24 protein-coding genes and 1 pseudogene are annotated in these 26055 nt (G+C 75.6%); 21 read left to right on the plus strand and 4 right to left on the minus strand.

Going from position 1 to position 26055, the window contains the following annotated elements:
* Positions 1–103 precede the first annotated feature (103 nt).
* The 7 genes from Q0858_RS02360 to Q0858_RS02390 are packed head-to-tail and all read left to right on the plus strand — an operon-like array spanning position 104 to position 7672.
* Complete coding sequence (locus Q0858_RS02360; protein ID WP_299050661.1) at positions 104–709, plus strand: ATP-binding cassette domain-containing protein; 606 nt, start codon at positions 104–106, stop codon at positions 707–709.
* Positions 706–1476, plus strand: a complete 771-nt coding sequence (locus Q0858_RS02365; protein ID WP_299050664.1) for an ATP-binding cassette domain-containing protein — start codon at positions 706–708, stop codon at positions 1474–1476. Before Q0858_RS02360 ends, Q0858_RS02365 begins: the two co-directional genes overlap by 4 nt.
* Positions 1473–2726, plus strand: a complete 1254-nt coding sequence (locus Q0858_RS02370; RefSeq protein WP_299050667.1) for an MFS transporter — start codon at positions 1473–1475, stop codon at positions 2724–2726. The genes Q0858_RS02365 and Q0858_RS02370 overlap by 4 nt, the downstream gene beginning before the upstream one ends.
* Entirely contained in the window at positions 2723–4249 is a 1527-nt protein-coding gene (locus tag Q0858_RS02375) for an ABC transporter substrate-binding protein (protein ID WP_299050670.1), read from the plus strand. The genes Q0858_RS02370 and Q0858_RS02375 overlap by 4 nt, the downstream gene beginning before the upstream one ends.
* Positions 4246–6012: an ABC transporter permease subunit gene (locus tag Q0858_RS02380; protein WP_299050673.1), complete on the plus strand. Its 1767-nt coding sequence runs from the start codon at positions 4246–4248 to the stop codon at positions 6010–6012. Before Q0858_RS02375 ends, Q0858_RS02380 begins: the two co-directional genes overlap by 4 nt.
* Before the next feature lie 59 nt (positions 6013–6071).
* A complete protein-coding gene (locus tag Q0858_RS02385) occupies positions 6072–6911 on the plus strand; it encodes a hypothetical protein (protein ID WP_299050675.1) in 840 nt (279 codons plus the stop codon).
* Positions 6908–7672 (plus strand): hypothetical protein, encoded by a 765-nt coding sequence (locus Q0858_RS02390; protein ID WP_299050678.1) that lies wholly within the window; start codon positions 6908–6910, stop codon positions 7670–7672. Before Q0858_RS02385 ends, Q0858_RS02390 begins: the two co-directional genes overlap by 4 nt.
* Positions 7673–7838: 166 nt before the next feature.
* On the opposite strand, the gene coaA is transcribed toward Q0858_RS02390, so the two are convergent.
* On the minus strand, positions 7839–8789 hold the full coding sequence (gene coaA / locus Q0858_RS02395; protein ID WP_299051732.1) for a type I pantothenate kinase: 951 nt from the start codon (positions 8787–8789) through the stop codon (positions 7839–7841).
* 131 nt (positions 8790–8920) lie between these two features.
* Between coaA and glmS the strand changes: the two genes are divergently transcribed.
* The 8 genes and pseudogenes from glmS (at position 8921) to rimI (ending at position 16804) form a co-directional block, all read left to right on the plus strand.
* Positions 8921–10801: a glutamine--fructose-6-phosphate transaminase (isomerizing) gene (gene glmS / locus Q0858_RS02400; protein ID WP_299050681.1), complete on the plus strand. Its 1881-nt coding sequence runs from the start codon at positions 8921–8923 to the stop codon at positions 10799–10801.
* A 12-nt stretch (positions 10802–10813) separates the two neighbouring features.
* Entirely contained in the window at positions 10814–11167 is a 354-nt protein-coding gene (locus tag Q0858_RS02405; protein WP_299050683.1) for a holo-ACP synthase, read from the plus strand.
* A gap of 200 nt (positions 11168–11367) precedes the next feature.
* A complete protein-coding gene (locus tag Q0858_RS02410) occupies positions 11368–12771 on the plus strand; it encodes an NAD(P)H-hydrate dehydratase (protein WP_299050685.1) in 1404 nt (467 codons plus the stop codon).
* A gap of 29 nt (positions 12772–12800) precedes the next feature.
* Positions 12801–13958 (plus strand): alanine racemase, encoded by a 1158-nt coding sequence (alr, locus tag Q0858_RS02415; protein ID WP_299050688.1) that lies wholly within the window; start codon positions 12801–12803, stop codon positions 13956–13958.
* Positions 13955–14998, plus strand: a complete 1044-nt coding sequence (locus tag Q0858_RS02420; RefSeq protein ID WP_299050690.1) for an alpha/beta hydrolase — start codon at positions 13955–13957, stop codon at positions 14996–14998. The genes alr and Q0858_RS02420 overlap by 4 nt, the downstream gene beginning before the upstream one ends.
* Positions 14999–15026: 28 nt before the next feature.
* Positions 15027–15494, plus strand: a pseudogene (gene tsaE, locus Q0858_RS02425) (tRNA (adenosine(37)-N6)-threonylcarbamoyltransferase complex ATPase subunit type 1 TsaE); the annotation flags it as partial.
* 180 nt (positions 15495–15674) lie between these two features.
* Entirely contained in the window at positions 15675–16310 is a 636-nt protein-coding gene (gene tsaB, locus Q0858_RS02430) for a tRNA (adenosine(37)-N6)-threonylcarbamoyltransferase complex dimerization subunit type 1 TsaB (RefSeq protein ID WP_299050692.1), read from the plus strand.
* On the plus strand, positions 16307–16804 hold the full coding sequence (gene rimI, locus Q0858_RS02435) for a ribosomal protein S18-alanine N-acetyltransferase (RefSeq protein ID WP_299050695.1): 498 nt from the start codon (positions 16307–16309) through the stop codon (positions 16802–16804). Before tsaB ends, rimI begins: the two co-directional genes overlap by 4 nt.
* On the opposite strand, the gene Q0858_RS02440 is transcribed toward rimI, so the two are convergent.
* Positions 16789–17511 carry a GNAT family N-acetyltransferase gene (locus Q0858_RS02440; RefSeq protein WP_299050698.1) on the minus strand — a complete coding sequence of 241 codons (723 nt, stop codon included), beginning with the start codon at positions 17509–17511 and terminating at the stop codon, positions 16789–16791. The two genes, rimI and Q0858_RS02440, sit on opposite strands and share 16 nt — an antisense overlap.
* Before the next feature lie 31 nt (positions 17512–17542).
* Between Q0858_RS02440 and tsaD the strand changes: the two genes are divergently transcribed.
* From tsaD to Q0858_RS02460, 4 genes are all read left to right on the plus strand, one after another.
* A complete protein-coding gene (gene tsaD / locus Q0858_RS02445; RefSeq protein WP_299050701.1) occupies positions 17543–18586 on the plus strand; it encodes a tRNA (adenosine(37)-N6)-threonylcarbamoyltransferase complex transferase subunit TsaD in 1044 nt (347 codons plus the stop codon).
* Between the two features lie 237 nt (positions 18587–18823).
* On the plus strand, positions 18824–19924 hold the full coding sequence (locus tag Q0858_RS02450; RefSeq protein ID WP_299050704.1) for an S-(hydroxymethyl)mycothiol dehydrogenase: 1101 nt from the start codon (positions 18824–18826) through the stop codon (positions 19922–19924).
* Positions 19924–20544 carry an MBL fold metallo-hydrolase gene (locus Q0858_RS02455; RefSeq protein WP_299050707.1) on the plus strand — a complete coding sequence of 207 codons (621 nt, stop codon included), beginning with the start codon at positions 19924–19926 and terminating at the stop codon, positions 20542–20544. Before Q0858_RS02450 ends, Q0858_RS02455 begins: the two co-directional genes overlap by 1 nt.
* Positions 20545–20661: 117 nt before the next feature.
* The gene (locus tag Q0858_RS02460; protein WP_299050709.1) at positions 20662–21702 is read left to right on the plus strand and encodes a cobalamin-dependent protein; all 1041 of its coding nucleotides are present in this window, start codon (positions 20662–20664) and stop codon (positions 21700–21702) included.
* A gap of 34 nt (positions 21703–21736) precedes the next feature.
* Here Q0858_RS02460 and Q0858_RS02465 read toward each other — a convergent pair whose 3' ends face one another.
* Positions 21737–22930: a class I SAM-dependent methyltransferase gene (locus Q0858_RS02465; RefSeq protein WP_299050711.1), complete on the minus strand. Its 1194-nt coding sequence runs from the start codon at positions 22928–22930 to the stop codon at positions 21737–21739.
* A gap of 230 nt (positions 22931–23160) precedes the next feature.
* Between Q0858_RS02465 and groES the strand changes: the two genes are divergently transcribed.
* Both groES and groL read left to right on the plus strand, forming a co-directional pair.
* Positions 23161–23454: a co-chaperone GroES gene (groES, locus tag Q0858_RS02470; protein WP_240235612.1), complete on the plus strand. Its 294-nt coding sequence runs from the start codon at positions 23161–23163 to the stop codon at positions 23452–23454.
* 89 nt (positions 23455–23543) lie between these two features.
* Positions 23544–25163 carry a chaperonin GroEL gene (groL, locus tag Q0858_RS02475; RefSeq protein WP_299050714.1) on the plus strand — a complete coding sequence of 540 codons (1620 nt, stop codon included), beginning with the start codon at positions 23544–23546 and terminating at the stop codon, positions 25161–25163.
* Between the two features lie 429 nt (positions 25164–25592).
* On the opposite strand, the gene Q0858_RS02480 is transcribed toward groL, so the two are convergent.
* Positions 25593–26054, minus strand: coding sequence for a VTT domain-containing protein (locus tag Q0858_RS02480; RefSeq protein WP_299050716.1), 462 nt, complete (start codon positions 26052–26054; stop codon positions 25593–25595).
* Position 26055: the final 1 nt, after the last annotated feature.

Genomic DNA, 26055 nt, shown 5'->3' on the forward strand with positions numbered 1-26055 from the left:
GGGGTCGTGCCGTCCCTGGAGCCGGGTCGCGGAGAGGGTCCTCGAGGTCCGGAACTGCCTCCCGAGGACAGAATGACTATCATTCTCAGTTAGGGTGCGGGGCGTGCCCGAGCCCGCCCTCACCGTCCGAGGTCTCCAGGTCCGCCACGGCGGACACGTCCTCGTCGGACCCGTCGACCTGGACGTCGCGCCCCGCGAGCGGGTCGCCCTCGTCGGGGCGTCGGGGGTCGGGAAGTCGCTGACGCTGCGCGCCGTCGCGGGCAGCCTCCCGCCCGGCCTCACCCGCCACGGCGAGGTCGTCCTCGGGGGCCCGGTGGCCTTCCTGGCCCAGGACTCCGCCGTCGCCCTGCACCCGCTCGTGGGCCTCGCGCGCCAGCTGGAGCGGCCGCTGTGCCGCCGCGGCGTACGACGGGACACCGCACGCGGCCGGGTCGCCGACGCGCTGGAACGGGTCGGCCTCGACGCCCGCCACGGCCGCGCCCGGCCCGGCGAGCTGTCCGGGGGCGAACGGCAGCGGGGCTGCCTCGCCCTGGCGCTGCTCACCGAGCCGGCCCTGCTGCTGGCCGACGAGCCGACGACCGCGCTCGACACCGTCGCGCAGCGCCAGGTGCTCGACGCCCTCGGCACGCTGGACGCCGCGCTCGTGCTCGTCACCCACGACCCCGCCGTCGCCCGCCACGCCTGCGACCGGGTGGTGGTCGCGGCGTGAGCGTCCTGCTCGAGGCTTCCGGGGCGGCGTACGCCCACCCCGGCGGGGCCGGGGTGGGCCCGGTCGACCTCGCCGTCGGACCCGGGCGGGCGCTCGGCGTCGTCGGTCGCTCCGGCTCGGGCAAGAGCACGCTCGTCCGGATGCTGCTCGGGCTGACGGTCCCGCAGCGCGGGGAGGTCCGCTGGCGCGGGGCTCCGGTCCCGCGCGGCACCGGCCGCGCCGCCCGCGTCGTCCGCCGGGAGCTGACCTACGTCCCCCAGGACCCGGCCGGCAGCCTCGACCCCCGCCGCACCGTGCGACGCACCCTCACCGACCCCCTGCGACGGCTCGGCGTGGACGGCGGCCCGCGGGAGCACGAGGTCCGGGTGGCCGAGGCGCTGGCCGCGGTGGGGCTCGAGCCCGACGTGGCCGACCGTCGTCCGCCGACGCTGTCCGGCGGGCAGGCCCAGCGGGCCGCCCTGGCCCGGGCCCTCGTCACGGGCGCCCGGGTGGTGGTCGCCGACGAGCCCGTGAGCGGTCTCGACCACGCGCTGCGCGACCAGGTCCTCGACCTGCTCGCCGACTTCGTCGCCTCCGGGCGCATCGGTCTGGTGTGGGTCTCCCACGACCTCGACGCCACCGCCCGCCTCTGTGACGACCTGCTCGTCCTCGACCGCGGCGCCGTCGCGGAGTGCGGGCCCGCGGACGAGGTGCTGCACCGACCCGGGCACCCGGCGACCCGGGCGCTCGTCGAGGCCCGGCTGACCGACCCGACGCCCGCGCGGTGACGGCGCGCACCACCCCGCTGCCGCCCCTCCTGGGTGCGCAGCTGGTCTTCAACACGGGCTTCTACGCCGTCGTCCCGTTCCTCGCCGTCGTCCTCCGCGACGACTTCGCCCTCGGCGGCGCCGCCGTCGGTCTGGTGCTGGGACTGCGGACCTTCGCCCAGCAGGGCATGTTCCTCGTCGGCGGCCTGCTGGTCGACCGGCTCGGCGCCCGGACGCTCGTCGTCCTCGGGTGCGCCGTGCGGACCACGGGCTTCGCCCTGCTGGCCGTGCCCGGCGACCTGTGGCTGTTCGTCGTCGGGGTCGTCGCCACCGGGCTCGGCGGGGCGATGTTCTCCCCGGCCCTGGAGTCCCTCGTCGCGCACGCCGACCGCGGCCGGTCGGGGCGGACGACGGCGTTCGCCCTGCTGAGCGTGGTGGGCGAGACCGGCGCCGTGCTCGGACCGCTGCTCGGCGCCCTCCTCCTCGGGTGGGGCTTCGCCGCCGTCGCCGGGGGAGGGGCCGTGATCTTCGCGGTGACCGGCGTCGTGCTGGCGGTCGTCCTCGCCGGGGTGCCGCAGGCGGGCCGGCCGGACGTCGACCGGGCCGACGGCGCCGCGCGCCGGGTCCTGCCCACCGCCCCGCTCGTGCTGCTCGCCGCGGTCTGCTCGGTCAACCTCCTGGCCTACAACCAGCTCTACCTCGGCCTGCCCTACGAGCTCGACCGCGCCGGTCTCGGCGTCGGTGCCCTCGCGGGTCTGTTCGCCCTGGCGTCGGCCATGACCGTCGCGCTGCAGCTGCCCCTGGCGCGGCTCGCCCGGCGGGTCGGCACCCCGGCCGCGGTGCGCACCGGCTACCTGCTCATGACCGCCGGCTTCGGCGTCCTCGCGCTGGCCGCGCCCGCCCCGCCACCCGCGCTGCCGTGGCTCCCCGCCGCCGTCGCGGTGGGCCTGCTGAGTCTCGGCCACCTGCTCGTCACGCCGACCACCCTCGAGGCGGTCGGGCTGCTCGCCCCGCCGGGCGCCCTCGGGGCGTCGTACGGGCTCATGGCCACCGCCGGCGGCGTCGCCGTCCTGCTCGGCAACACCGGGCTCGGCCTGCTCTACCCGGACGCCGCCACCCCCGGACCGGCCGCGGCCGCCGTCTGGTGCGTGCTCGCCGTCCTGCCCCTCGTCCCCGCGGTGGTCGCCCCCCGCCTCCTCCGCACCGCACCCGGCCCCCACGCACGACCCGACCCACGAACCACCCCTCGAACCCAGGAGATCCCCCGATGAGGACCCCCGTCCGTCTCGCCGCGACCGCCCTGCTCCTCGCCCCGCTGACCGGCTGCTTCGCCGGCGGCACCGATACCGGCGCCGAGGGCGGGGACGCGAGGATCCGCCTCGCGATGCTGCAGCCCCCGCGCTCCGGGCTCAGCCCGCTCAGCGACGACGCCTTCAAGCTCTCGCGGTGGAGCACCGCCGAGACCCTCGTCGAGCTCGACGGGGCCGGCGACCCCCGGCCCGGGCTCGCCACCTCCTGGGAGCGGACCGACCCCCGGACCTGGCGCCTCGAGCTCCGCGCCGACGTCGTCTTCCACGACGGCACCCCGCTGGACGCCGACGCGGTCGTCGGCGCCCTGACGGCCGCCACCGAGGCGTCCCCCGTGCCGAGGATCCTCGACGGGTTCGAGCTCGACGTCGCGGTCGACCCCGACGACCCCGAGGGCGCCGTCGTCATCACCACCGGCGAGGTCGACCCGCTGCTGCCCGCCCGCCTCTCGAGCCCTCAGCTCGCGATCCTCGCCCCGAGCGCGTACGCCGGGGACGGCCCGGTCGACCCCGTCGGGACCGGCACCGGACCCTTCGAGCTGGTGCGCTCCGACGGCACCGCGGGCGCCGCCCTGGACCGCTTCGACGACTACTGGGGCGAGACCGCCGCCGCGAGCGGCATCGACGTCTCCTACGTGCCCGACGGCACCGCCCGCGCCGCCGCGCTGCGCACCGGGGAGGCGGACGTCGTGGAGGCCGTCCCGGTCGCCCAGCTCGCCGGGGTCGACCCCGAGCTCCTCCACGAGGTCGCCATGCCGCGCACGAACACGCTGTACCTGAACACCGACACCGGACCCTTCGCCGATCCGGCGGTCCGCGCGGCGGCCCGCGAGGCGCTCGACCCCGCGCGGCTCGTCGCGGACGTCTACGAGGGCCGCGCCGACCAGGCGACCGGCCTGCTCGGCCCGGCGCTGCCGTGGGCGGCGCCGCTGCGCGAGGACCCGTCGTACGACGCGGAGCTGGGGCGCCGCGTGGAGCCCGCGACCCCCGACGAGGTCGACGGGGCCCCGATCACCCTGGGCACGTTCACCGACCGCGCCGAGCTGCCGGAGGCCGCCGTCCTGCTGGAGCAGCAGCTCGAGCAGGCCGGGTTCGAGGTCACCCAGGAGGTCCGCGAGTACCAGTTCATCGAGGCCGACGCCCTCGACGGCGCCTTCGACGCCTTCCTGCTGTCGCGCGCGACGATCCTCGACTCCGGTGACCCGGTCGCCTACCTGGCCAGCGACTTCGGCTGCGACGGCTCGTTCAACCTCTCCCAGTTCTGCGACCCGGCCGTGGACCGCGCCCTCGAGCGGGCGGCCACGACCCCGGCCGGGGAGGAGCGCCGCGCGGCGATCATGGCCGCCGAGGCCGCCGTCCTGTCCCGCGACGCCGCGATCCCGCTGCTGCACGAGCGCGTCGTCCAGGGGGAGGCCGCCGACGTCACCGGCGCCCTGCGCGACCCCCGGGAGCGCGAGCTCGTCGACGAGCGCACGAGCGTCGGGTGAGGGTCCCCGTCGCGGCCCTGTCGCGGGTCGTCGCCGTCCTCGGCGTGACCGCCGTCGTGGCGCTGCTCCCGTGGCTGTCGGGCCGCGACGCGGCGTACACGGTCCTGCGCGCCCGGTACGCCGACCGCGAGGCCACCGACGCCGCGCTCGCCGCCGTCCGGGCCGAGCTCGGGCTGGACCGGGGACCCCTCGTCATCGCCGGGGACTGGCTGGGCGGGGTGGGCCGCGGCGACCTCGGGACGTCCTGGATCAGCGACCGACCCGTGGCGGACGCCCTCGCCGGCGCGGTCGGGGTCTCGTTGACCCTGACCCTCGCCGCCCTCGGCGTCGCGCTGGTCGTCGCCTCGCTCGTCGTGGCCCCCTCCGTGCGGGCCGCCCTGGCCGGGCGCCCCCGCGTCGGCAGCGGGGTCGTCGCCACCGCCGTGATCTCCCTGCCGGAGTTCCTGCTGGCCACGCTCCTGCTGCTCGTCGGCGCGGTGTGGCTGGGCTGGTTCCCGCCGTACGGGTGGACCGGGCTCGTGCACCTGCCGCTGCCCGCCCTGGCGCTCGGACTCCCCGCCGGGGGCCTGCTGGGACGCCTCGTGGCGACCGCGGTGACCGCCGCGGCCACGGAGCCGTGGGTGCGCACGTGGCTGCTCGCCGGCCACGGCTCCGCGGCCACCGGGCTGGCGCTGCTGCGACGCGCGCTGCCCTCGGTGGCGGGACAGGTGGGCCTCGTCGTCGTCGGCCTCACCGGGGGAGCGGTGGCCGTCGAGGAGGTCTTCGCGATCCCCGGGCTGGGCCGGCTGACCCTGGGTGCGGCGTCGTCGCAGGACCTCCCGGTGCTGCAGGCCGGGCTGCTGGCGCTGATGCTGCTCGCGGCGGGCCTCGGCGGGGTGGTCGCCCTGCTCCGCCGGGCGCTGCTCGGCGGCCGCGCCGCCCCGGCGCTGCCGCCCGCCCTCCCGGCCGCCGGCACGCGGCGGCGCGACCTCGCCGTCGCCGTCGGCGCCGCGGCCCTCCTGGCCCTGGTGGTGGTCGCCGGGCTGCTGCGGGACCCCTTCGCCTCGGCACACCCCCGCCTCGCGGCGCCGTCGTGGACGTTGCCGTTCGGGGCGGACGCCTCCAGACGCGACCTGCTCGCCCGGGTCGGCCACGGCGCGGTGTCCACGCTGGGCACGGCCCTGCTCGTGGTCGCGGTCTGCACCGTGGTGGCGCTGCTGGTGGGCTGCCTGCCCCGCCTCGCCGCCGGCCCGGTCGAGGTCGGCAACGCGCTGCCGCCGGTCGTCGTGGGCCTGGTCCTCGCCGCGCTGCTCGGCGCCTCCGTGCCCGCCGCGGCGCTCGCCGTCGGCCTGGTGTCGTGGGCGCCGCTCGCGGCCCACACGTCGGCCCTGCTCGAGGAGGCCCGCCGCGCCCCGCACGTCGAGGTGCTCCCGCTGCTCGGGGTCGGCCGCGCCCGCCTGCTCCTCACCCACCTGCTCCCGTCGGTCGTCGTCCCGGTCGTCCGGCACGCGGCGCTCCGGGTGCCCGGCGTGGCGCTCGCCCTGGCCGCGCTCGGCTTCCTCGGCCTCGGCGCGCGGCCGCCCAGCCCCGAGTGGGGCCTGCTGCTCGCCGAGGGTGCGGCGTACGTCGAGCGGGCGCCCTGGACCGTCCTGGCACCGGGCGGGGCGCTGGTCCTCGCCGCGGTGGTCGCGGTGACCTCGACGTCGCTGGCGCCGCGACGGTCCCCGGCCGCTCCCCGTCGTACCGTCCCGGCGCCCGCGGGCGAGCCCGACGTCCGCGTGTGAGCGTCCCCGCGCCGGGGTAGGTTTCGCCGCGACGACCAGGGCGGGACCGAGGAGGTGGCGTGTCCGGGAACCAGCGGTCCTCGGCGGCCACCGGCGGTGTCGCCGGACCCGTCGCGGCGGCGCTCGCCGTGCTCGCGGTGCTCGCCGTCGTCACCGCCGGTGTCGTGGCGGGCGTCGAGGGCCTGGGCGGCTCGCCCGGCGCCGACCCCGGGCCCCCGTCGCCGGCCCCCACCGAGGCCACCTCCGGGGCCACGGAGGAGGAGACCGACGAGCCGGCCACCTTCTTCCCCGACGGCCAGGTCATCGTCGGCGACCGCCGCGACAACGCCGACATCGAGGTGCCGTCGGTCGACGAGGGCTGGGAGGTCCAGGCACCCCGCGACGTCCGGGGCTTCCAGTCCGAGACGCCCGACGGGGAGACCGTCTCGGTCGGCGTGACCGGCCCGGCCCTGTGGAAGCCCCTGACCTGCGAGGACGAGTACGGCTACGAGGTGGACTCCCCGCGTGCGTTCGCCGGGTTCACCGCCCCCGGCGAGGACGACGGCGAGGCGGACGCCGTACGCCGCGCCAACGAGCAGACGACCGAGCAGTGGCTCCGGGTGTTCCGGCTCGCCGGCGACGACCTCGCCGACCCGTCGTACGACTCGACCACGATCAGCGACGGCACCCCGGCCCGGCGGGCACGGATCCTCACCGTCCCCACCGGCGACCGCGGCAAGGGGTCGTGCGACGCCACGGCGATCGAGATCAGCCTGCTCAGCTTCGACTCCGGTGACTACGTCTCCACCGTGGTCCTCAGCCGCCTGGTGGCCGACGACGGGTCCGACCTCGACTCGGGGCTGCCCGCCGACGTGGCCGACCAGGTCCTCGCCAGCCCCCGCCTGCAGGAGACGCCGTGAGCGGCCCGGGCTCGCGGCGGGCCGTCCTCGCGAGCGCCCTCGCACCCCTGGCGGTGCTCGGCGTGCTCGTCGCGGGCGTCAGCGCGGCGGTGGTCTACCCGGGCGAGGACGCCGCCTCGGGACCCGGTGGCACGAGCACCGGTGGGTCCCCGACGACGCCGTCGGGCTCGCCGTCGGACTCCCCGACCGCCCCCGAGGGCATGCAGCTGGTCTCGGGCGACGGCCGCTCGGACGCCGTGTTCGCCGTGCCGGAGACCGACGACTGGACCCTGACCGAGGCCGGCACGAACCTCGGCTACTCCACCTCCGACGGATCGGTCACCGAGGGCGTCCGCGACCCGGCGCTCTTCGGCGCCGACTTCTGCGACGACGACCTCGGGCTCACGAACCGGGCGTTCGTCGGCTTCACCCGCCCCGTGCCGGTGGAGGACGCCGACGTCCAGTCCACGGCCCAGGAGCTGGTGACCAGCTGGGCCGGCGTCCTCGGCGCGGACGACGAGGCCGCGGCGCCGACGGTCACCCCGGTGCGGCTCGACGACGGCTCGGCCGGCTGGACCGGCGCGACCGTGGTGCCCGTCACCGACCCCGAGTCCGACTGCGACCCCGCCGCCCGCGAGGTCCGCGTCGTCTCCGTGGCGTCGTCCAGCTTCGTGGCCACCCTGGTCCTGGTCCGGGACGTCCGCGCCGACGGCAGCGACCTCGACGACGGCCTGTCCGCCGACGGCGCCGACGAGGTCCTGCGCACGCTCGACCCGCAGTAGCCCCTGAGGTGGTCGACCGGGGAGCAACCCCGGCGAGCGGCCGCGGCGAGACCGCCGGTCGGCTGACGGGAGGTCTCGACCCGCGGTCGCGCCCTCGCAGGCTCGGGCGCGCGCTCGCTCGACCTCTTCGCGTCGGGACCGGACTCGTTCCTCGCCCGGTCCCGGCTCAGAGCTTCCGGAGCCTCACGTAGCGCACGGAGTGGTCGGCGTCCTTGCGGAGCACGAGGGTGGCGCGGGGGCGGGTGGGGAGGACGTTCTCGCGGAGGTTCGGGCCGTTGATGCGGTCCCAGATCCCCTCGGCGCGGGCGCGGGCCTCGGCCTCGGAGAGGGAGGCGTACTTCGCGAAGTACGACGCCGGGTCCTGGAACGCCGTCTCGCGCAGGCGCAGGAACCGGTCGACGTACCACTCCCGGATCTCGGAGGTGCGGGCGTCGACGTACACGGAGAAGTCGAAGAAGTCGCTCACCGCCAGGCCCTGGCGGCCGTCCTCGCGGGTCCGGGCGGGCTGGAGGACGTTCAGGCCCTCGACGATGAGGATGTCGGGGGTGCGGACGACGACCTTCTCGTCGGGCACCACGTCGTAGCGGAGGTGGTCGTAGACCGGGGCCTCGACGGTCTCGCGGCCCGACTTGATGTCGATGACGAACCGCAGCAGCGCCTTGCGGTCGTAGGACTCCGGGAAGCCCTTGCGCTCCAGCAGCCCGCGGCGCTCCAGCTCGGCGTTGGGGAGCAGGAAGCCGTCGGTGGTCACCAGCGCGACCTCCGGGTGCGCGGGCCAGTGGGCCAGCATCTGCTGCAGCACCCGGGCGGTCGTCGACTTGCCCACGGCCACCGACCCGGCGACCCCGACGACGAACGGCGTCCGGCGCGGCTGGGGGCGGTGCAGGAACGTCTCGGTGTCGCGGTGCAGGCGGCCCGCGGACTCGACGTACAGCGACAGCAGGCGCGACAGCGGCAGGTAGACCTGCTCGACCTCGTCGAGGTCGAGGGCGTCCCCGAGGCCCCGCAGCCGGGCCAGCTCCGTGGCCGTCAGGGGGTTCGGGGTCTCCCGCGCCAGCCGGGCCCAGGCCTCCCGCTCCAGCTCGACGTACGGCGAGGACTCCGCCAGGTGCGCCAGGGGTACGGAGGGTGCGGCACCGTCGTCACTGCTCGCCGGAGGCCGCACCCACGCATTGTTGCAGCGCTCCCACCCGGCCGGAGGGGCAGCCCGGTCCGGGCACGTCCCGTCGAGCCCTAGACTCGGCTCCCATGTGCGGCATCGTGGGGTACGTCGGCGGCGTGGGCTCGGCCCTCGACGCCAAGGACGTCGTGGTCGAGGGCCTCGCCAGGCTCGAGTACCGCGGCTACGACTCGGCCGGCCTGGCGCTGGTCACGGAGCCGGGCGGGCCCGACGGGGGTCAGGGCGGACTCCACGTCGACAAGAAGGCGGGCAAGCTCGCCAACCTCCGCGCCGTCCTGGACGACGCGCCGCCGCCGGCCACCCGGACGGGGATCGGCCACACCCGCTGGGCCACCCACGGCGCGCCCACCGACGCCAACGCACACCCGCACCTGGGCGCGCAGGGCCGCCTGGCCCTGGTGCACAACGGGATCATCGAGAACTACGCCGTCCTGCGGGAGGCCCTCGAGGCCGACGGCCACCGGATGGCCTCCGAGACCGACACCGAGATCGCCGCCCACCTCCTCGAGAACCGCCTCGACGCCGGGGACGACCTCACCACCGCGATGCAGCAGGTCTGCTCGATGCTCGAGGGGGCCTTCACGCTGGTCGCCGTCGACCGCGACGACCCCGACCGCGTCGTCGCCGCCCGCCGCAACTCCCCGCTGGTCGTCGGCCTGGGCGAGGGCGAGAACTTCCTCGGCAGCGACGTCGCCGCGTTCATCCAGCACACCCGCGAGGCCCTCGAGCTGGCGCAGGACCAGGTCGTGACGCTGCGCCCCGACGGCGTCGAGGTCACCGGGTTCGACGGCAGCCCCGCCGAGGGCACCCGCTACCACGTCGACTGGGACCTCTCCGCCGCCCAGAAGGACGGCTACGACTGGTTCATGCGCAAGGAGATCTTCGAGCAGCCGCGCGCGCTGGCCGACTCGCTCCTGGGCCGCCGCGGCCTCGACGGCCACCTGCAGCTCGACGAGATGCGCCTGACCGACGCCGAGCTCCGCGAGATCGACCGGATCGTCGTCATCGGCTGCGGCACGGCGAACTACGCCGGCCTCGTGGCGAAGTACGCCATCGAGCACTGGACCCGCATCCCCTGCGAGGTCGAGCTCGCCCACGAGTTCCGCTACCGCGACCCCATCCTGACCAGCACCACCCTGGTCGTGGCGATCAGCCAGTCCGGCGAGACCGCCGACACCCTGATGGCGATCCGCCACGCCCACCTGCAGAAGGCCAAGGTCCTGGCGATCTGCAACACCAACGGCTCCACGATCCCGCGCGAGTCCGACGCGGTGATCTACACCCACGCCGGCCCGGAGATCGGGGTGGCGTCCACCAAGGGCTTCCTCACCCAGCTCATGGCCTGCTACGTGCTCGGCCTCTACCTCGCGCAGGTGCGGGGCACGATGTTCGGCGACGAGATCAACGACGTCATGGGCGAGCTCGAGGCGATGCCGGCCCACGTCCAGACGATGCTCGACAAGGCCGAGGACGTCTACAAGCTGGCCCACGCCCACGAGGACTCGAAGACCGTCCTGTTCCTCGGGCGTCACGCGGGCTTCCCCGTCGCGCTGGAGGGCGCGCTGAAGCTCAAGGAGCTGGCCTACCTCCACGCCGAGGGCTTCGCCGCCGGCGAGCTGAAGCATGGGCCCATCGCGCTGATCGACGAGGGGCTGCCGGTCTTCTGCGTCATGCCGCCCCGCGGTCGCGACCAGCTGCACGACAAGATGCTGAGCGCCGTCCAGGAGATCCGCGCCCGCGGCGCCCGCACCCTGGTGCTGGTCGAGGACGGCGACGAGGGCGTCGCCCGGTACGCCGACGAGGTCGTCTACCTGCCGAAGGTGCCGACGCTGCTCCAGCCGCTCGTCGCCGTCGTCCCGCTGCAGCTGTTCGCCTGCGAGCTCGCCACCGTGCTCGGCCACGACGTCGACCAGCCCCGCAACCTCGCCAAGTCCGTCACCGTCGAGTAGCCGGCGACGTCCGTGCCGGTGGTCGGCGTCGGGATCGACGTCTGCGAGATCGAGCGGTTCACCGCCGCGCTCCGTCGTACGCCGGGGCTGCGGGCGCGGCTGTTCACCCCCGCCGAGTCGACCCGCGGCGACGCCTCGCTCGCGGCGCGGTTCGCCGCCAAGGAGGCGCTCGCCAAGGCCCTCGGCGCCCCCGCCGGCCTGGAGTGGCAGGACGCCGAGGTCGTCAGCGAGGACTCCGGCCGCCCCCGCCTCGAGGTCCGCGGCACCGTCGCGGACGCCTGCACCGGCCTCGGCGTGACCTCCCTCCACGTCTCGCTGTCCCACGACGCCGGCGTGGCGTCGGCCGTGGTGGTGCTCGAGGGCTGAGCCCGCACCGCTGGTCGAGGTGCGAGGAGCCCTGGCGACGAGCCTCGAGACCGGGTGAGGGCCCCGCGCTGACCTGCCATTCGTCTCACCGGGTCTCGACCCGCGGTCGCGGCCTCGCAGGCTCGGACGCGCGCTCGCTCGACCTGCGCCGCGTCACGGCCTCGCGAGCTCGGCCGTGGCGGCTTGCCATCATGGGGGTGATGAGACGAGCGCACACCGTGCAGGAGATCCGGGCGGCCGAGGCCGCGCTCATGGCGACGCTGCCGGACGGCACCCTGATGGACCGGGCCGCCACCGGCCTCGCGCACCACGTGGCCGACCTGCTCGGCAGCTGCTACGGCCGCACGGTCCGGCTGCTCGTCGGGTCCGGGGACAACGGCGGTGACGCCCTGTACGCCGGCGCGGCGCTCGCCCGGCGTGGCTGCCGGGTCGAGGTGCGGGCGCTGTCCGAGACGCCCCACCCGGCCGGCCTCGCGGCGCTGCGGGCGGCCGGCGGGCGGGTGCTGGCGGCGGGTGAGCCGGGACGGCGGCCCGACCTCGTCCTGGACGCGGTCGTCGGCATCGGGGGCCGCCCCGGCCTGCGTCCGGACGCCGTCGCGGCGCTCGCGGAGGTCGCCGGCGTGCCGGTGGTCGCGGTCGACGTCCCCTCCGGCGTGGGCGTCGACACCGGCGAGCTGGACGGCCCGCACGTCGTCGCCGACGTCACCGTCACCTTCGGCACCCACCGGGTCTGCCACCTCGTCGACCCCGCGGCCGCGGCCTGCGGGCCGGTCCACGTGGTCGAGCTCGGCGGCCCCGGCGACCTGCCGCTCCCGCCGTCCGCGGTCACCGCGCTCCAGGCCGCGGACGTCGCGCGGCTGCTGCCGCGGCCCGGCGGGACGGACCACAAGTACTCCCGCGGCGTCGTCGGCGTCCGCGCCGGCTCGGCCCGCTACCCCGGTGCGGGCCTGCTCTGCGTGGCCGGCGCCGCCTCCGGGCTCGCCGGCATGGTCCGGTACGTCGGGGACGACACCGTCGCGGACCGCGTCCGCGAGCAGCACCCCGAGGTCGTCGGGGCGGGCCGCGTGCAGGCCTGGGCGGTCGGGTCCGGCACCGACGCCGCGGCCCGCCGCACGCTCGAGGAGGCCCGCGCGGACGACGTCCCCCTGGTCGTCGACGCGGACGCCCTCGCCCACGTCACCGACTTCGGCGGCCCGCTGGCCAGCTCCGTCGTCCTCACGCCGCACGCGGGCGAGCTGGCGTCGATGCTGGGGGCGTCCCGCGACGCCGTCGAGGCCCGCCCGCTGGAGCACGCCCGCCGCGCGGCCGCGGCGTACGGCGCCGTCGTCCTGCTGAAGGGCCGCCGCACCCTGGTCGCCGACCGGGACGGCGACGTCCGGGTCAGCGCCAGCGGCACCCCCTGGTTGGCCACCGCGGGCGCCGGCGACGTCCTCACCGGACTGATCGGCGCCCTGCTCGCCGCCGGCCTCGCGCCGTACGACGCCGCCTCGGTCGGCGCCTGGCTCCACGGCTCCGCGGCGACCCTCGCCTCCGGCGGCGGGCCGCTCGTCGCGGGCGAGGTGGCCCTGGCGGTCCCGGCCGCGGTGCGCGCCCTTGCCGACTGATCCGGCGCCGGGCTGAGACACTTCCGGGCGTGCCACCACCGCCCAGGGTCGAGATCCGCGTCGACCTCGACGTGATCAGCGCCAACGTGGCGCTTCTCGCCGAGCGGGTCGCCCCCGCCGCGCTGATGGCCGTGGTGAAGGCCGACGGCTACGGCCACGGCCTGCTGGAGTCCGCCCGCGCCGCCCGCCGCGGCGGCGCACCCTGGCTGGGTGTCGCCACGCCCGAGGAGGCGCTCGCGCTGCGCGCCGACGGGGACGCCGGCCCGCTGCTGTGCTGGCTCACCACCCCCGGTGACGACCTCGCCCCCGTCGTGGCGGCCGGCGTCGACGTGACGGCGTACGACGCCCGCGAGGTCGCCGCGATCGCCGACACCGCCGCCGCGGTCGGCCGGCCCGCCCGCCTGCAGCTCAAGGTCGACACCGGCCTCTCCCGCGGGGGAGCGACCCCCGAGGACTGGCCCGGCCTCGTCGACGCGGCGCTCCGTGCCCGCGACGCCGGTCTCGTCGACGTCACCGGCACCTGGTCCCACCTCGCCTGCGCCGACGAGCCCGCCCACCCGGCCAACGACGCCCAGCAGGCCGCCTTCGACGCCGCCCTGGCCGTGATGGCCCAGCGCGGCGTCGACCCCGGCGTCCGCCACCTCGCGAACTCCGCGGCGTCCCTCCTGCGCCCCGGGGCCCACTACGACCTGGTCCGCTGCGGCATCGCGACGTACGGCGTCGACCCGGCGCCCGGCGCCCACGACCTGGCGGCCTCGGGGCTGCGGCAGGCCATGACCGTCCGGGCGCGGGTCGCGACCGTGAAGCGGATCCGCGCCGGCGCGAGCGTCTCCTACGGGCACCGCTGGACCGCCCCCGCCGACACCTGGGTCGCCCTCGTGCCCGCCGGGTACGGCGACGGCGTCCCCCGGCACGGCACGAACGTCCTCGAGGTGCTCCTCGGCGGTCGCCGCCGGCCCGTGCGCGGCACGGTCTGCATGGATCAGGTCGTCGTCGAGCTCGGCCCCGACGACGCGGACCGCGTCGAGCCGGGCGAGGTCGCCGTCCTGATCGGGGACGCCGCCACCGGTGCGGCGACCGCCGACGAGTGGGCGGCCGCCTGCGGCACCATCGGCTACGAGATCGTCACCCGGATGGGTGGCTGGCGGACGGTGCGCACGCACCACGGCGAAGGGACGGCCCCGTGAAGCGCGGCGGCATCATCGGACTGGCGGCGGGTGCCCTCGGCCTCACCGCGACGGGACTCGCGGCCGGCGCCGCCGTCCAGCGTCGACGCAGCATCCACCGCCGCTCCCCGGGCGAGGAGGTCGAGCTCGGCTCCTTGCGCGCCCCCGCCCTGACGGTCGTCGCGGACGACGGCGTCCCCCTCCACGTCGAGGTCGACGAGGTGGACGGCCAGGGTCCGGGCGACCTCACCGTCGTCCTCGTCCACGGGTATGCCCTGAACATGGACTGCTGGCACTTCCAGCGCGCCGCCCTCCGCGGGCACGTCCGGACCGTGCTCTACGACCAGCGCTCGCACGGCCGCTCCGGTCGGTCGGCGCCGGAGCACACCACCATCGAGCAGCTCGGCCACGACCTCGCGCGGGTCCTCGACGAGACCACCGAGGGCCCCGTCGTCCTCGTCGGTCACTCGATGGGCGGGATGACGCTGCTCGCGCTCGCCGAGCAGCGACCCGAGCTGTTCGGGACGAAGGTCGTCGGCGCCGGTCTCGTCGCCACCGCGGCCGGGGGCATCGCGCCGCACAAGACGGTCCTGCCGATGCTCCCCTCGACGATCGGCGGGGGGCTCTCGACGCGCATCGTCGCCCTGCTCGGACGCAACCACCACACGGTCGACGGGATCCGCCGGCTCGGGAAGGACGTCGCCTTCGTCGCCACGGACGTCTTCGCCTTCGGCGGCCCCGTCCCGGAGGCGTGGCTGGCGTTCGTCGACGACATGATCAACGCCACGCCCTTCGACGTCCTCGCCGACTTCTTCCCCGCGTTCCGCAGCCTCGACAAGTACGCCGCGCTGGCCGCGTTCGAGTCCATCCCGACCGTCGTGATCGGTGCGACGAAGGACAAGATGACGCCGATCAAGCTGTCCCGCAAGCTCGCGGACCGGCTGCCCGACGTCGACCTCGTCGAGTGCGAGGGCGCCGGGCACCTGGTGATCCTCGAGCAGCACGAGAAGGTCCAGCAGGCGCTCGAGGGGATGCTGGAGAAGGCCCGTGCCGACGTCTGAGCCCGGCCCCTCGCCCGTGACCGTCGCGGACGGCGACGCGATGCGGGACCTCGGGGAGCGCCTCGCCGCGCGGCTGCGCGCCGGGGACCTGCTCGTCCTCGTCGGCGGCCTGGGCGCCGGGAAGACCACGTTTACGCAGGGCCTCGGCGCCGGGCTGCAGGTGCGCGGCGCGGTCACCTCCCCGACGTTCGTGCTCTCCCGGGTGCACCCCTCCACCGTCGGCGGCCCCGCGCTCGTGCACGTCGACGCCTACCGCCTCGGCCTCGGCGCCGGGGACGGCGACGACCTCGGCGTCGTCCTCGACGACCTCGACCTCGACGCCTCCCTGGACGACGCCGTCACCGTCGTCGAGTGGGGCGAGGGCCTCGCCGAGCGCCTCGCCGAGGACCGCCTCGAGGTCCGCATCGACCGCTCCTCCGACCCCGACGACGAGACCCGCGTCGTCCGCCTCCTCGCCGTCGGCGCCCGCTGGGACGGCGTCCCGCTCGACCTCTGAGGCCGCCCCCGCGACGGGGCGGGGTCACAGGGGCCTCACCTGCCAGTCGGGGCTTCCCCAGCCAGGCGGCGAAACCCGAGGCGGGAGGGACAGCAGTGACGCGAGTGACCCCAGGGCCGCCGGCACCTCAGCACCCCAGCCCCCCGAGCCCGCGCGGCGCCGGGCGATAGCCTGCGGATCGTGCTGCTGACCCTCGACACCGCGACGGCGTACGTGTCCGTCGCGCTGCACGACGGCACCGACGTCGTGGCCGAGGCGTCCGGCGAGGACCGCATGCGCCACGGCGAGCAGCTCGCTCCGGCGATCGCGCAGGTGCTCGCCGAGGCCGGTGCCGAGCGGGGGGACCTCACCGCCGTCGGCGTCGGGGTGGGGCCCGGGCCGTTCACCGGCCTGCGGGTCGGTGTGGTCACCGCGCGGGTGCTGGGCCACACCCTCGGCATCCCCGTGTACGGCGTCTGCAGCCTCGACGTCATGGCCGTCGAGGCCGTGGCGCGCGGGCAGGTCGACGGCGCCTTCGTGGTCGCCGGCGACGCGCGGCGCAAGGAGGTCCACGTCGCGACGTACGACCACGGCACCCGCCTCGAGGGTCCCGTCGTCGCGAAGCCCGACGCCGTGGCGACGTCGCTGCCGGTCGTGGGGGAGGGGGCGCTGCTCTACCCCGAGGCGTTCCCCGGCGCGGTCGGCCCCACCCGTGTGTCCGCGGGCTTCCTGGCCCGCACGATCGCCGGTGAGCACGCCGAGCTGCTGGACCCCGACCCCCTCTACCTCCGCCGCCCCGACGCGGTCGCCGGGCTGAGCGCCAAGCGCGTCTCGTGACCGGGACCGGCGAGTCCGGGCCGGCCGTCCTCGTACGCCGCGCCACCCGCGCCGACGTCGACGCCGTCGCCTCCTCGGAGACCACCAACCTCGGGGACGACGCCTGGTCGCCCGCGCTGGTGCGGGCCGGGATCCTCGGCGACCTGCCGACGGTCCGCTACCTGCTGGCCGAGACCGACGGGGAGGTCGTCGGCCACGCCGTCGCCAGCCTCGTCGCCGACGTCGCCGAGCTGCAGCGGATCGCGGTCGACGAGGCCCACCGCCGTGGCGGGGTCGCCTCCGCGCTGATCGCGGCCGTCGAGGCCGAGGCGCTCGCCGTGGACGCCGAGCGGCTGCTGCTCGAGGTCCGCGAGGACAACCACGGCGCGCAGGCGTTCTACGCGGCGCACGGGTTCGTCGAGATCGCCCGGCGCCGCAACTACTACGCCGACGGGGCGCCGGCGGTCGTCATGGAGCGCCGCCTGGCGCCGGGGCCGCCTCAGCCCGCGAGCTGACCGGAGTAGAACGTGTGCCGGGTCGCGTACCCGAGCCGCGTGTACACCCGCAGCGCCGCCGCGTTGTCGACGTACACCCCGAGCGTCGCCACCCCGGAGGCACCCGCGAGCGCGCGGCGGGTCAGCGCCGCCGACAGCGCCGTCCCCAGCCCCTGCCCGCCGTACGACGGGAGGACGGCGATGCCGCGCAGGTTGCCGGTGCCGTCGGGCTGGCGCGCCACCGCGCCCACCCCGGCCAGCGTCCCGTCCGCGTCACGGACCCCGAGCCAGCACTCGAGCCCCGGCGTCCCCGGTCGGGCGTGGGTCTCGGGCATCGCGACGTCGAGCACCGCCGTGACCGCCGCGGCGTCGTCCACGACCTCGACCGCGTCCTCACCCGCGACCGCCGCCGGCGCCTGGCGGGTCAGCATCCAGTGCCAGCTGTGCGGCTCGGCCGGGCGCCAGGCGGGCGGCAGGGCACCGGCCGAGGTCTCGTCGACGAACAGCCGCCAGGGCCGGTCCGCCGTCCCGGCGACCTCGGCGAGCAGCGGGTCGAGGTCGGCGGCGGGCCCGACCCCGGCCGTCATGACCCGCACCCCGTCGGCGACGGCCCGCTCCATCTCCACCACCGCGGCGTCCCCGCGGCGCCACACCCGGCGGACGGCGTCCGGCGCGACGTGGTGCAGCAGGAAGGGGTCGGTCAGTCCGTCGAGCAGCACCTGTGACACCCCGCCATCCTCTCCCCGCCACAATGGGCGGGTGGACGAACCCCTGGTCCTCGGCATCGAGACCTCCTGCGACGAGACCGGCATCGGGATCGTGCGCGGCCGCACCCTCCTCGCCGACGCGATCGCCAGCAGCGTCGACGAGCACGCCCGCTTCGGCGGCGTCGTCCCCGAGGTGGCCAGCCGCGCCCACCTCGAGGCGATGGTCCCGACGCTCGACCGGGCCTGCGAGACCGCCGGCGTGCGCCTCGAGGACGTCGACGCGATCGCCGTGACCTCCGGACCCGGCCTGGCCGGCGCCCTGCTGGTCGGCGTCGCGGCGGCGAAGGCGCTGGCCATCGGTCTCGGCAAGCCGCTGCACGGCGTCAACCACCTCGCCGCCCACGTCGCCGTGGACCAGCTCGAGCACGGCCCGCTGCCCGAGCCGTGCCTCGCGCTCCTGGTCTCCGGCGGGCACTCCAGCCTGCTGCGCGTGGACGACGTGACCGCCGGTGTCGACCCGCTCGGCGCGACCATCGACGACGCGGCGGGGGAGGCCTTCGACAAGATCGCCCGCCTGCTGGGCCTCGGCTTCCCCGGCGGTCCCCACGTCGACCGCGCCGCCGCCTCCGGCTCGTCGGTCGCCATCGACTTCCCCCGCGGCCTCACCGGCCGCCGCGACCTCGAACGACACCGCTTCGACTTCTCCTTCTCCGGCCTCAAGACCGCCGTCGCCCGCTGGGTCGAGGCCCGGGAGCGGGCCGGCGAGCCCGTCCCCGTCGAGGACGTCGCCGCGTCGTTCCAGGAGGCCGTCTGCGACGTCCTCGTCCGCAAGACCCTGGACGCCGCGGCGGCCACGGGCGTCGAGGACCTCCTCATCGGCGGCGGCGTCGCCGCGAACTCCCGCCTCCGCGCCATGGCCGTCGAGCGCGCCGAGCGGGTCGGCGTCCGCGTCCGGGTGCCGCGGCCGGGGCTGTGCACCGACAACGGTGCGATGGTCGCCGCGCTGGGCGCCGAGGCCGTACGACGGGGGCGCGCGCCGTCGGCGCTCGACCTCCCCGCCGACTCCTCCCTGCCCGTCACCGAGGTGCTCACCTAGGCGACGTCCCGCCCGGGTGCGCGGGGGACAGGAGAGATCGGTCCCCGACGGCCGGTGGGACGTGATCCGGGGACATCTCTCCTGTCCTCCGCGCACGTGGTGGCCGGCCGTGACGGCGCGCGGCCCGGCGGCCCGGGGCCGCCGGCGGACTGTCTTCCGATCCACCGGGTACATCCCTGGGCGGACGGGGTTAGGTTGTGCACGTCACAGCACGCGAAGGTCAACGGAAGGCACCTCATGCAGCAGGTCAAGGCGGTCGTGGCGAAGGCCAAGGGCGAGCCGGTCTCGATCGAGACCATCAACGTCCCCGACCCCGGCCCGGGCGAGGCCCTGGTGAGGATCCAGTCCTGCGGGGTGTGCCACACCGACCTGCACTACCGCGAGGGCGGCATCAACGACGAGTTCCCCTTCCTGCTGGGCCACGAGGCCGCGGGCGTCGTCGAGTCCGTCGGCGACGACGTGACCGAGGTCGCCGCCGGTGACTTCGTCGTCCTCAACTGGCGCGCGGTGTGCGGCGAGTGCCGCGCCTGCGACCGCGGCGAGCCGCAGTACTGCTTCGCGACCCACAACGCGACCCAGAAGATGACCCTCGAGGACGGCACCGAGCTGTCCCCGGCCCTGGGCATCGGTGCCTTCGCCGAGAAGACCCTCGTCGCCGCCGGCCAGTGCACCAAGGTCGACCCCGAGGCGCGTCCCGCCGCGGTGGGCCTCCTCGGGTGCGGCGTCATGGCCGGCATCGGCGCGGCCATCAACACCGGCGGCGCGACCCGCGGACGCAGCGTGGCCGTCATCGGCTGCGGCGGCGTGGGCGTCGCCGCGGTGGCCGGTGCGGCGCTCGCCGGCTCGAGCCCGGTCATCGCCATCGACATCGACGCCAAGAAGCTCGAGGCCGCGACGAAGCTCGGCGCCACCCACACCATCGACTCCTCCACCGAGGACGTCGCCGCGCGGGTCAAGGAGATCTGCGGCGCCCTCTACCCGGGCGCCGAGGGTGCGGACGTCGTCGTCGAGGCCGTCGGCCGCCCCGAGACGTGGAAGCAGGCCTTCTACCTCCGCGACCTCGCCGGGACCGTCGTCCTGGTCGGCGTCCCGACCCCGGACATGACGATCCCCGAGATCCCGCTCATCGACGTCTTCGGGCGCGGCGGCTCGCTGAAGTCCAGCTGGTACGGCGACTGCCTGCCCAAGCGCGACTTCCCGATGCTGGTCGACCTCTACCGCCAGGGCCGGCTCGACCTCGACGCCTTCGTCACCGAGGAGATCGGTCTGGACGACGTCGAGGAGGCGTTCTCCACGATGCACTCCGGCGGCGTCCTGCGCTCGGTGGTGGTCCTCTGATGGCCGCCGGCACCGGGCTCCGCGTGGACCACGCCGTCACCAGCGGCACCTTCAGCCTCGACGGGGAGACCCACGAGGTCGACAACAACGTCTGGGTCGTCGGCGACGACGACGAGTGCGTCGTCATCGACGCCCCGCACTCCGTGGACGACATCCTCGCCGTCGTCGGCGGGCGCACGGTGAAGGCGATCATCGCCACCCACGCCCACGACGACCACGTCCGCGTCGCGCCGGAGCTGCGCAAGCGGGTCGGCGCGCCGATCCTCATGCACCCCGCCGACCGGCCGGTCTGGGAGCTCACCCACGGCGACGAGCTCTGGGACGTCGACCTGTCCGACGAGCAGTCCATCAAGATCGCGGGCGCCTCGATGAAGGTCCTCCACACGCCGGGCCACGCCCCGGGGGCGGTGTGCCTCTACGTCCACGACCTCGGCTGCGTCTTCACCGGCGACACCCTGTTCCAGGGCGGCCCCGGGGCGACCGGCCGGTCGTTCAGCGACGCGGACCTCATCAAGGACTCGATCCGCGCCCGCCTGCTGACGCTGCCCGACGACACCGTGGTGCACACCGGCCACGGCGACGACACCACCATCGGCCAGGAACGGGTGAACCTCGAGTGACCACCCACCGCACGGCACCCGGAGGCTGCGACCACGGCACGGCGAGGCACGTCTCGCCTCGCCTGTCGTCGTCGTCCCCGGCGGTGCTGTGCGGTCGACGGGACGACGGGGGCGGCCGTGGACGCTGAGTACTGGCAGGCGCTCTGCGACGGCGACCGCCACGCGTCGCTGGCCGCCGTACGACGACTGCGCGCGTCGGGCCTGACCAACTCGCAGGTCATCGCCGACCACATCCTGGTCGCGCAGCGCCGCGTCGGCGACCTGTGGCTCGACGGTGAGTGGAGCGTCGCGCAGGAGCACGCCGCCACCGCCATCAACGAGGGCCTGGTCCACTGGCTCGGCTCCTTCAGCGACCCGCCCGCCGCGGGTCGCCCGCTCGTCCTCGTCTCCTGCCTGGAGAAGGAGTCCCACGCGCTGCCGGCGCTGATCGTCTCCGAGGCCCTGGTCGAGGCCGGCTACCGCGTGAACTACCTCGGCGGCGCCCCGGAGCCGGACGACCTGCTGCGCCAGGTCCTGCGGCTGAAGCCGCGGGCCGTGATGTTCAGCGCCTCCCTGACCTCGTCGCTGGGGCGGCAGAAGCGGATGCTGAACCAGATCCGCTCGCTCGGCCTGCCGGTCATCGTCGGCGGACAGGGCTTCGGCGGCGACGGGTCCCGGGCCGAGGCGCTCGGCGCGACCGCCTGGTGCGCGAGCCCGGCCCACGCGGTCGCCCTGCTCGAGACCCTGCCCGAGCGCACCGAGCGGCTGGCCATGCCCGAGCCCACGATGGCCGACGAGGAGGCCGCCTGGATCGAGGAGCACCGCGCCCAGATCGCCGGGTACGTCGTCGCCGGCCTCCGCGACGCCGAGCACTTCTCCGACGAGCTGGCCCGCTCCTCGCGCAGCTGGCTGGTCGAGCTCGAGGGCCTGGCCGACCACCTCGTCGGCTGCCTCTCCGCCGCCCTGGTCACCGGCGACGAGACGATCATGGTCGAGGCGCACTCCTGGCTCGCCCGCGTGCTGACCGCCCGCGACGTCGACACGGTCCTGCTGGTCGAGGCGTGGTCGCTGCTCGCCGAGTCGCTGCGGGGCCACCCCCTGGCCCGCGCCGCGGTCGCCTCCGCGGCCAGCTACGCCGAGCAGGCCCTCACCGACGACAGCGACGACCGACCGGCCTGAGCACGTCGTACGACGGCCCCGTGACGGGTCGTGCTCAGTCGACCGGCTCGACGAGCAGCGCCGTCCCGACGCCCGCGACCCGGGTCATCACCAGGGTGGCCGTCTCCTCGCCGCTCAGGTCGAGCCGCTTGCGCAGCTGCTCGGGGACGACGTCCACGCCCCGCTTCTTGATCGTCAGGGTGCCGACCCGGCGGAACCGCAGGGCCGCGCGCAGCTGCTTCTCCCGGTACGGCAGCTCCTCGACGACCCGGTAGGACCGCGACAGGGCGGCCGGGCCGGGGGAGTCGGCGCTGACATAGGCGAGGTGGGGGTCGACCAGCCAGCCGTCGCAGCGGGCGGCGACCGCGGTCACGAGCCCGGCGCGGACCACGGCGTCGTCGGGCTCGACCAGGTAGGCCCCGACCGCGCCCGTCGGGGCCGGCGTGCCGGGGGCGACCGGGTCGTCGGCGTCGGTGAGGGTGGCGAGCCCGGACGTGCCGAGCACGGTGGCCCGGTGGCGCGCGGTCGCCAGGGCGGGGCCCCACAGCGCCGCCTCCTTCAGGTGTCCGCGGTCGCTGACCCACTCGGCCTCGACGCCGGCGGGGACCAGGTCGTGGGGCAGCCCGGGCGCCACCTTCGCGACGGCCGGCACCGGGCCGGTCAGCAGCCCGGCGAGCACGTCCCACGACGGCTCCCAGGCGTCGGCGCGGAACGTCCGGCCGGTGCCGTCGCGCCGGGCGGGGTCGATCATCACGGCGTCGAAGGAGCCGAGGGCCAGCGTCGTCCCGTCGCGGACGTCGACGGCCACCGGGAGCCCGAGCGAGTCGACGTTGGCCTGCGCCACCGCGGCGGTGACCGGGTCGAGGTCGGTGCCGACACAGGTCGCGCCGGTGGCGGTGGCGGTCGCCATCAGGTCGCCGCCGATGCCGCAGGTGAGGTCGGCGAAGGCGCGGACGTCGTACGCCTCGAGCCGGCGCGCCCGGTGGGCGGCCACGGAGGGGCGGGTGGCCTGCTCGAGCCCGGCGGGCGTGAACCACAGCAGGTCCGCGGCCGCGCCGAACTTCGCCCGGGCCCGCCGCCGCAGGGAGGCCTGGGTCAGGGCGGCCGTCACGTGGGCGCCGTCGGCCCGGCGCCGCAGCCGCGCCTGCACGGCCAGCTCGGAGGCGCCGTCCCCCAGCGCGGCCGCGGCCTCGTCCAGCAGCCGGCCGCCCTCGTCGGTGCGCAGCCACTCGAACGACTCCAGGTCCATGGGGCCATCCTCGCAACCCCGTCCGGCGAGCGTCCGCGGCGCGACCCTCCCTGGCACTCGCCCGCGCTGAGTGCTAGTTTCGGCATTGGCACTCTCGCCATGAGAGCGCCAGCCAGCACCGGGGTGCGGCACCCGCGACGGCGCTCCCCACCGCAGGCCCCGAACATCTGTGCCCGGCGCGTGCCGGGCCGGCACACACCCCGTACCAGCAGAAAGTGGAGGTCGACATCGTGTCGGTCAACATCAAGCCCCTCGAGGACCGCCTGGTCGTCAAGCCGCTCGACGCCGAGCAGACGACCGCTTCCGGGCTGGTCATCCCGGACACCGCCAAGGAGAAGCCCCAGGAGGGCGAGGTCCTGGCCATCGGTCCCGGTCGCGTCGACGACAACGGCAACCGTGTCCCGCTCGACGTGAACGTCGGCGACAAGGTCATCTACAGCAAGTACGGCGGCACCGAGGTCAAGTACTCCGGCGAGGAGTACCTCATCCTCTCCGCGCGCGACGTCCTCGCGGTCGTCGGCTGACGCTCGGCCCAGCAGCGCCGTAGGGCGGGTCCGTACCGCTCGCGGTGCGGACCCGCACCCTTTTCCCCAGCTCATCCAAGGAGCAAGCAGTGCCCAAGATCCTGGAGTTCGACGAGAACGCCCGCCGCGCCCTCGAGCGCGGCGTGGACGCCCTCGCCAACGCCGTCAAGGTGACGCTCGGCCCGAAGGGCCGCTACGTCGTCCTCGACAAGAAGTGGGGCGCCCCCACCATCACGAACGACGGCGTCACGGTCGCCCGCGAGGTCGAGCTCGACGACCCCTTCGAGAACCTCGGCGCCCAGCTGACCAAGGAGGTCGCCACCAAGACGAACGACGTCGCGGGTGACGGCACCACCACCGCCACCGTGCTGGCCCAGGCGATGGTCCACGAGGGCCTGCGCGCCGTGGCCGCCGGCTCGAACCCGATGTCGCTCAAGCGCGGCATGGACAAGGCCACCGAGGCCGTCGGCGAGGCCCTCCGCGAGGCGGCCCGCGAGGTCGACTCCCGCGAGGACATGGCCTCCGTCGCCACGATCTCGAGCCGCGACGCCCTCATCGGCGACCTGCTCGCGCAGGCCTTCGACAAGGTCGGCAAGGACGGCGTGATCACGGTCGAGGAGGCCAGCACCCTCGGCACCGACCTCGAGTTCACCGAGGGGATGCAGTTCGACAAGGGCTACATCTCGCAGTACTTCGTGACCGACCCCGAGCGGATGGAGGCCGTCCTCGACGACCCGTACATCCTGCTGCACCAGGGGAAGATCTCGTCGGTCTCGGACCTGCTCCCGCTGCTCGAGAAGGTCATCGCCGCCGGCAAGCCGCTCTTCATCCTCGCCGAGGACGTCGACGGCGAGGCGCTGTCGACCCTGGTCGTCAACAAGATCCGTGGCACCTTCAACGCCGTCGCGGTGAAGAGCCCGGCCTTCGGTGACCGCCGCAAGTCGATGATGCAGGACATCGCGACCCTGACCGGTGGTCAGGTCGTCGCCCCCGAGGTCGGCCTCAAGCTCGACCAGGTGGGCCTCGAGGTCCTCGGCCAGGCGCGTCGTGTCGTCGTCACCAAGGACGACACCACGATCGTCGACGGGGCCGGCGACGCCGACGCCGTTGCGGGTCGCGTCAACCAGATCAAGGCCGAGATCGAGAACACCGACTCCGACTGGGACCGCGAGAAGCTCTCCGAGCGCCTCGCGAAGCTGGCCGGCGGCGTGTGCGTCGTCAAGGTCGGCGCCGCCACCGAGGTGGAGCTCAAGGAGAAGAAGCACCGCATCGAGGACGCCGTCTCCGCGACGCGCGCCGCGATCGAGGAGGGCATCGTCCCCGGCGGTGGCTCCGCCCTCGTCCACGCCGTCTCGGTGCTGGACGACGGCCTCGGCCTCACCGGCGACGAGGCTGTGGGCGTCCGCATCGTGCGTCGCTCCGCCGACGAGCCCCTGCGCTGGATCGCCGAGAACGGCGGCTACCAGGGCTACGTCGTGACCTCCAAGGTCCGTGAGCTCGGTGTCGGCAACGGCTTCAACGCCTCCAGCGGCGAGTACGGCGACCTGGTCGCCCAGGGCGTCCTCGACCCGGTCAAGGTGACCCGGTCCGCGCTCGTCAACGCCACCTCCATCGCGGGCATGCTGCTCACGACCGAGACCCTGGTCGTCGACAAGCCCGCCGACGAGGAGCCCGCCGCAGCCGGTCACGGCCACGGCCACGGCCACTGAGCCGAGGCACCTCCCGCACCACCCGCACGCCGTACGACGCCCCCGGTCCCCTCGCGGACCGGGGGCGTCGTCGTGTCCCACCCGCCGCCCCCGGCCCCGAGTCACAGGGGCCCCACCTGCCTCAGGTTTCGCGGGTCGGCTGGTGAAACCCCGTCCGGGCTGACGAAAGTTCGTCCGCCCAGTCGGGGTTTCGTGGGCCCGACCCCGGGTCGCCGGCCGTCGAAGGGACGGCGAGTCCCAGGCGTCCCACCGGTCCCGGGCGCCTCGCGTTTCGCGGGTCGGCTGGTGAAACCCCGTCCGGGCTGACGAAACTTCGTCCGCCCGGACGGGGTTTCGTGGGCCCGACCCCGACCCCGACCCCGACCCCGACCCCGACCCCGGCCGGCCGGCCGGCCGGACCGGATCAACTCGCGCGCGCGGGCGGCGAGGTCAGACCAGCAGCCACGCGAAGCGGGCGGCCTCGAGGACGATCCAGAAGCGCAGGAAGCGGCCGGCGAGGCCGGCCAGGACGAAGACCTCGATGCGGGTGCGGAGCAGGCCCGCGACGACCGAGACGACCGCGAACGGCGGGAGTCCGGTCAGGCTCGAGGTGAACAGCAGCGCCGCCGTGGTCCACGGCCGGCCCTCGGTGCGCGCCCGCCACCGCTCGACGTTCGCGTGCCAGGACTCCTTCGCCATCTTGCGGCGCAGCCACGGGACGCGGTCGAGGCGGTCGCCGGCGTAGTACCAGACGACCTTGCCGAGCATCTGGCCCGTCGCGGCCGCCCCGACGAGCAGCAGGGTGGGAGCGGTCGAGTCGGAGGCGGCGACGACGAGGTAGGCCTCCACGTTCAGCACGGGGATCAGGGCGGAGGCCACCGAGAACCCGAACGTGAGGGCCAGCAGCCACACG

Source organism: uncultured Nocardioides sp. (assembly GCF_947489365.1).
Lineage (GTDB): Bacteria > Actinomycetota > Actinomycetes > Propionibacteriales > Nocardioidaceae > Nocardioides.

What these genes read in the sequence shown, in the direction of transcription:
- Q0858_RS02375 (WP_299050670.1), top strand. Translation starts at nt 2,723, where the DNA reads ATGAGGACCCCCGTCCGTCTCGCCGCGACCGCCCTGCTCCTCGCCCCG.
- glmS (WP_299050681.1), top strand. Translation starts at nt 8,921, where the DNA reads ATGTGCGGCATCGTGGGGTACGTCGGCGGCGTGGGCTCGGCCCTCGAC.
- Q0858_RS02410 (WP_299050685.1), top strand. Translation starts at nt 11,368, where the DNA reads ATGAGACGAGCGCACACCGTGCAGGAGATCCGGGCGGCCGAGGCCGCG.
- Q0858_RS02450 (WP_299050704.1), top strand. Translation starts at nt 18,824, where the DNA reads ATGCAGCAGGTCAAGGCGGTCGTGGCGAAGGCCAAGGGCGAGCCGGTC.
- Q0858_RS02455 (WP_299050707.1), top strand. Translation starts at nt 19,924, where the DNA reads ATGGCCGCCGGCACCGGGCTCCGCGTGGACCACGCCGTCACCAGCGGC.
- Q0858_RS02465 (WP_299050711.1), bottom strand. Translation starts at nt 22,930, where the DNA reads ATGGACCTGGAGTCGTTCGAGTGGCTGCGCACCGACGAGGGCGGCCGG.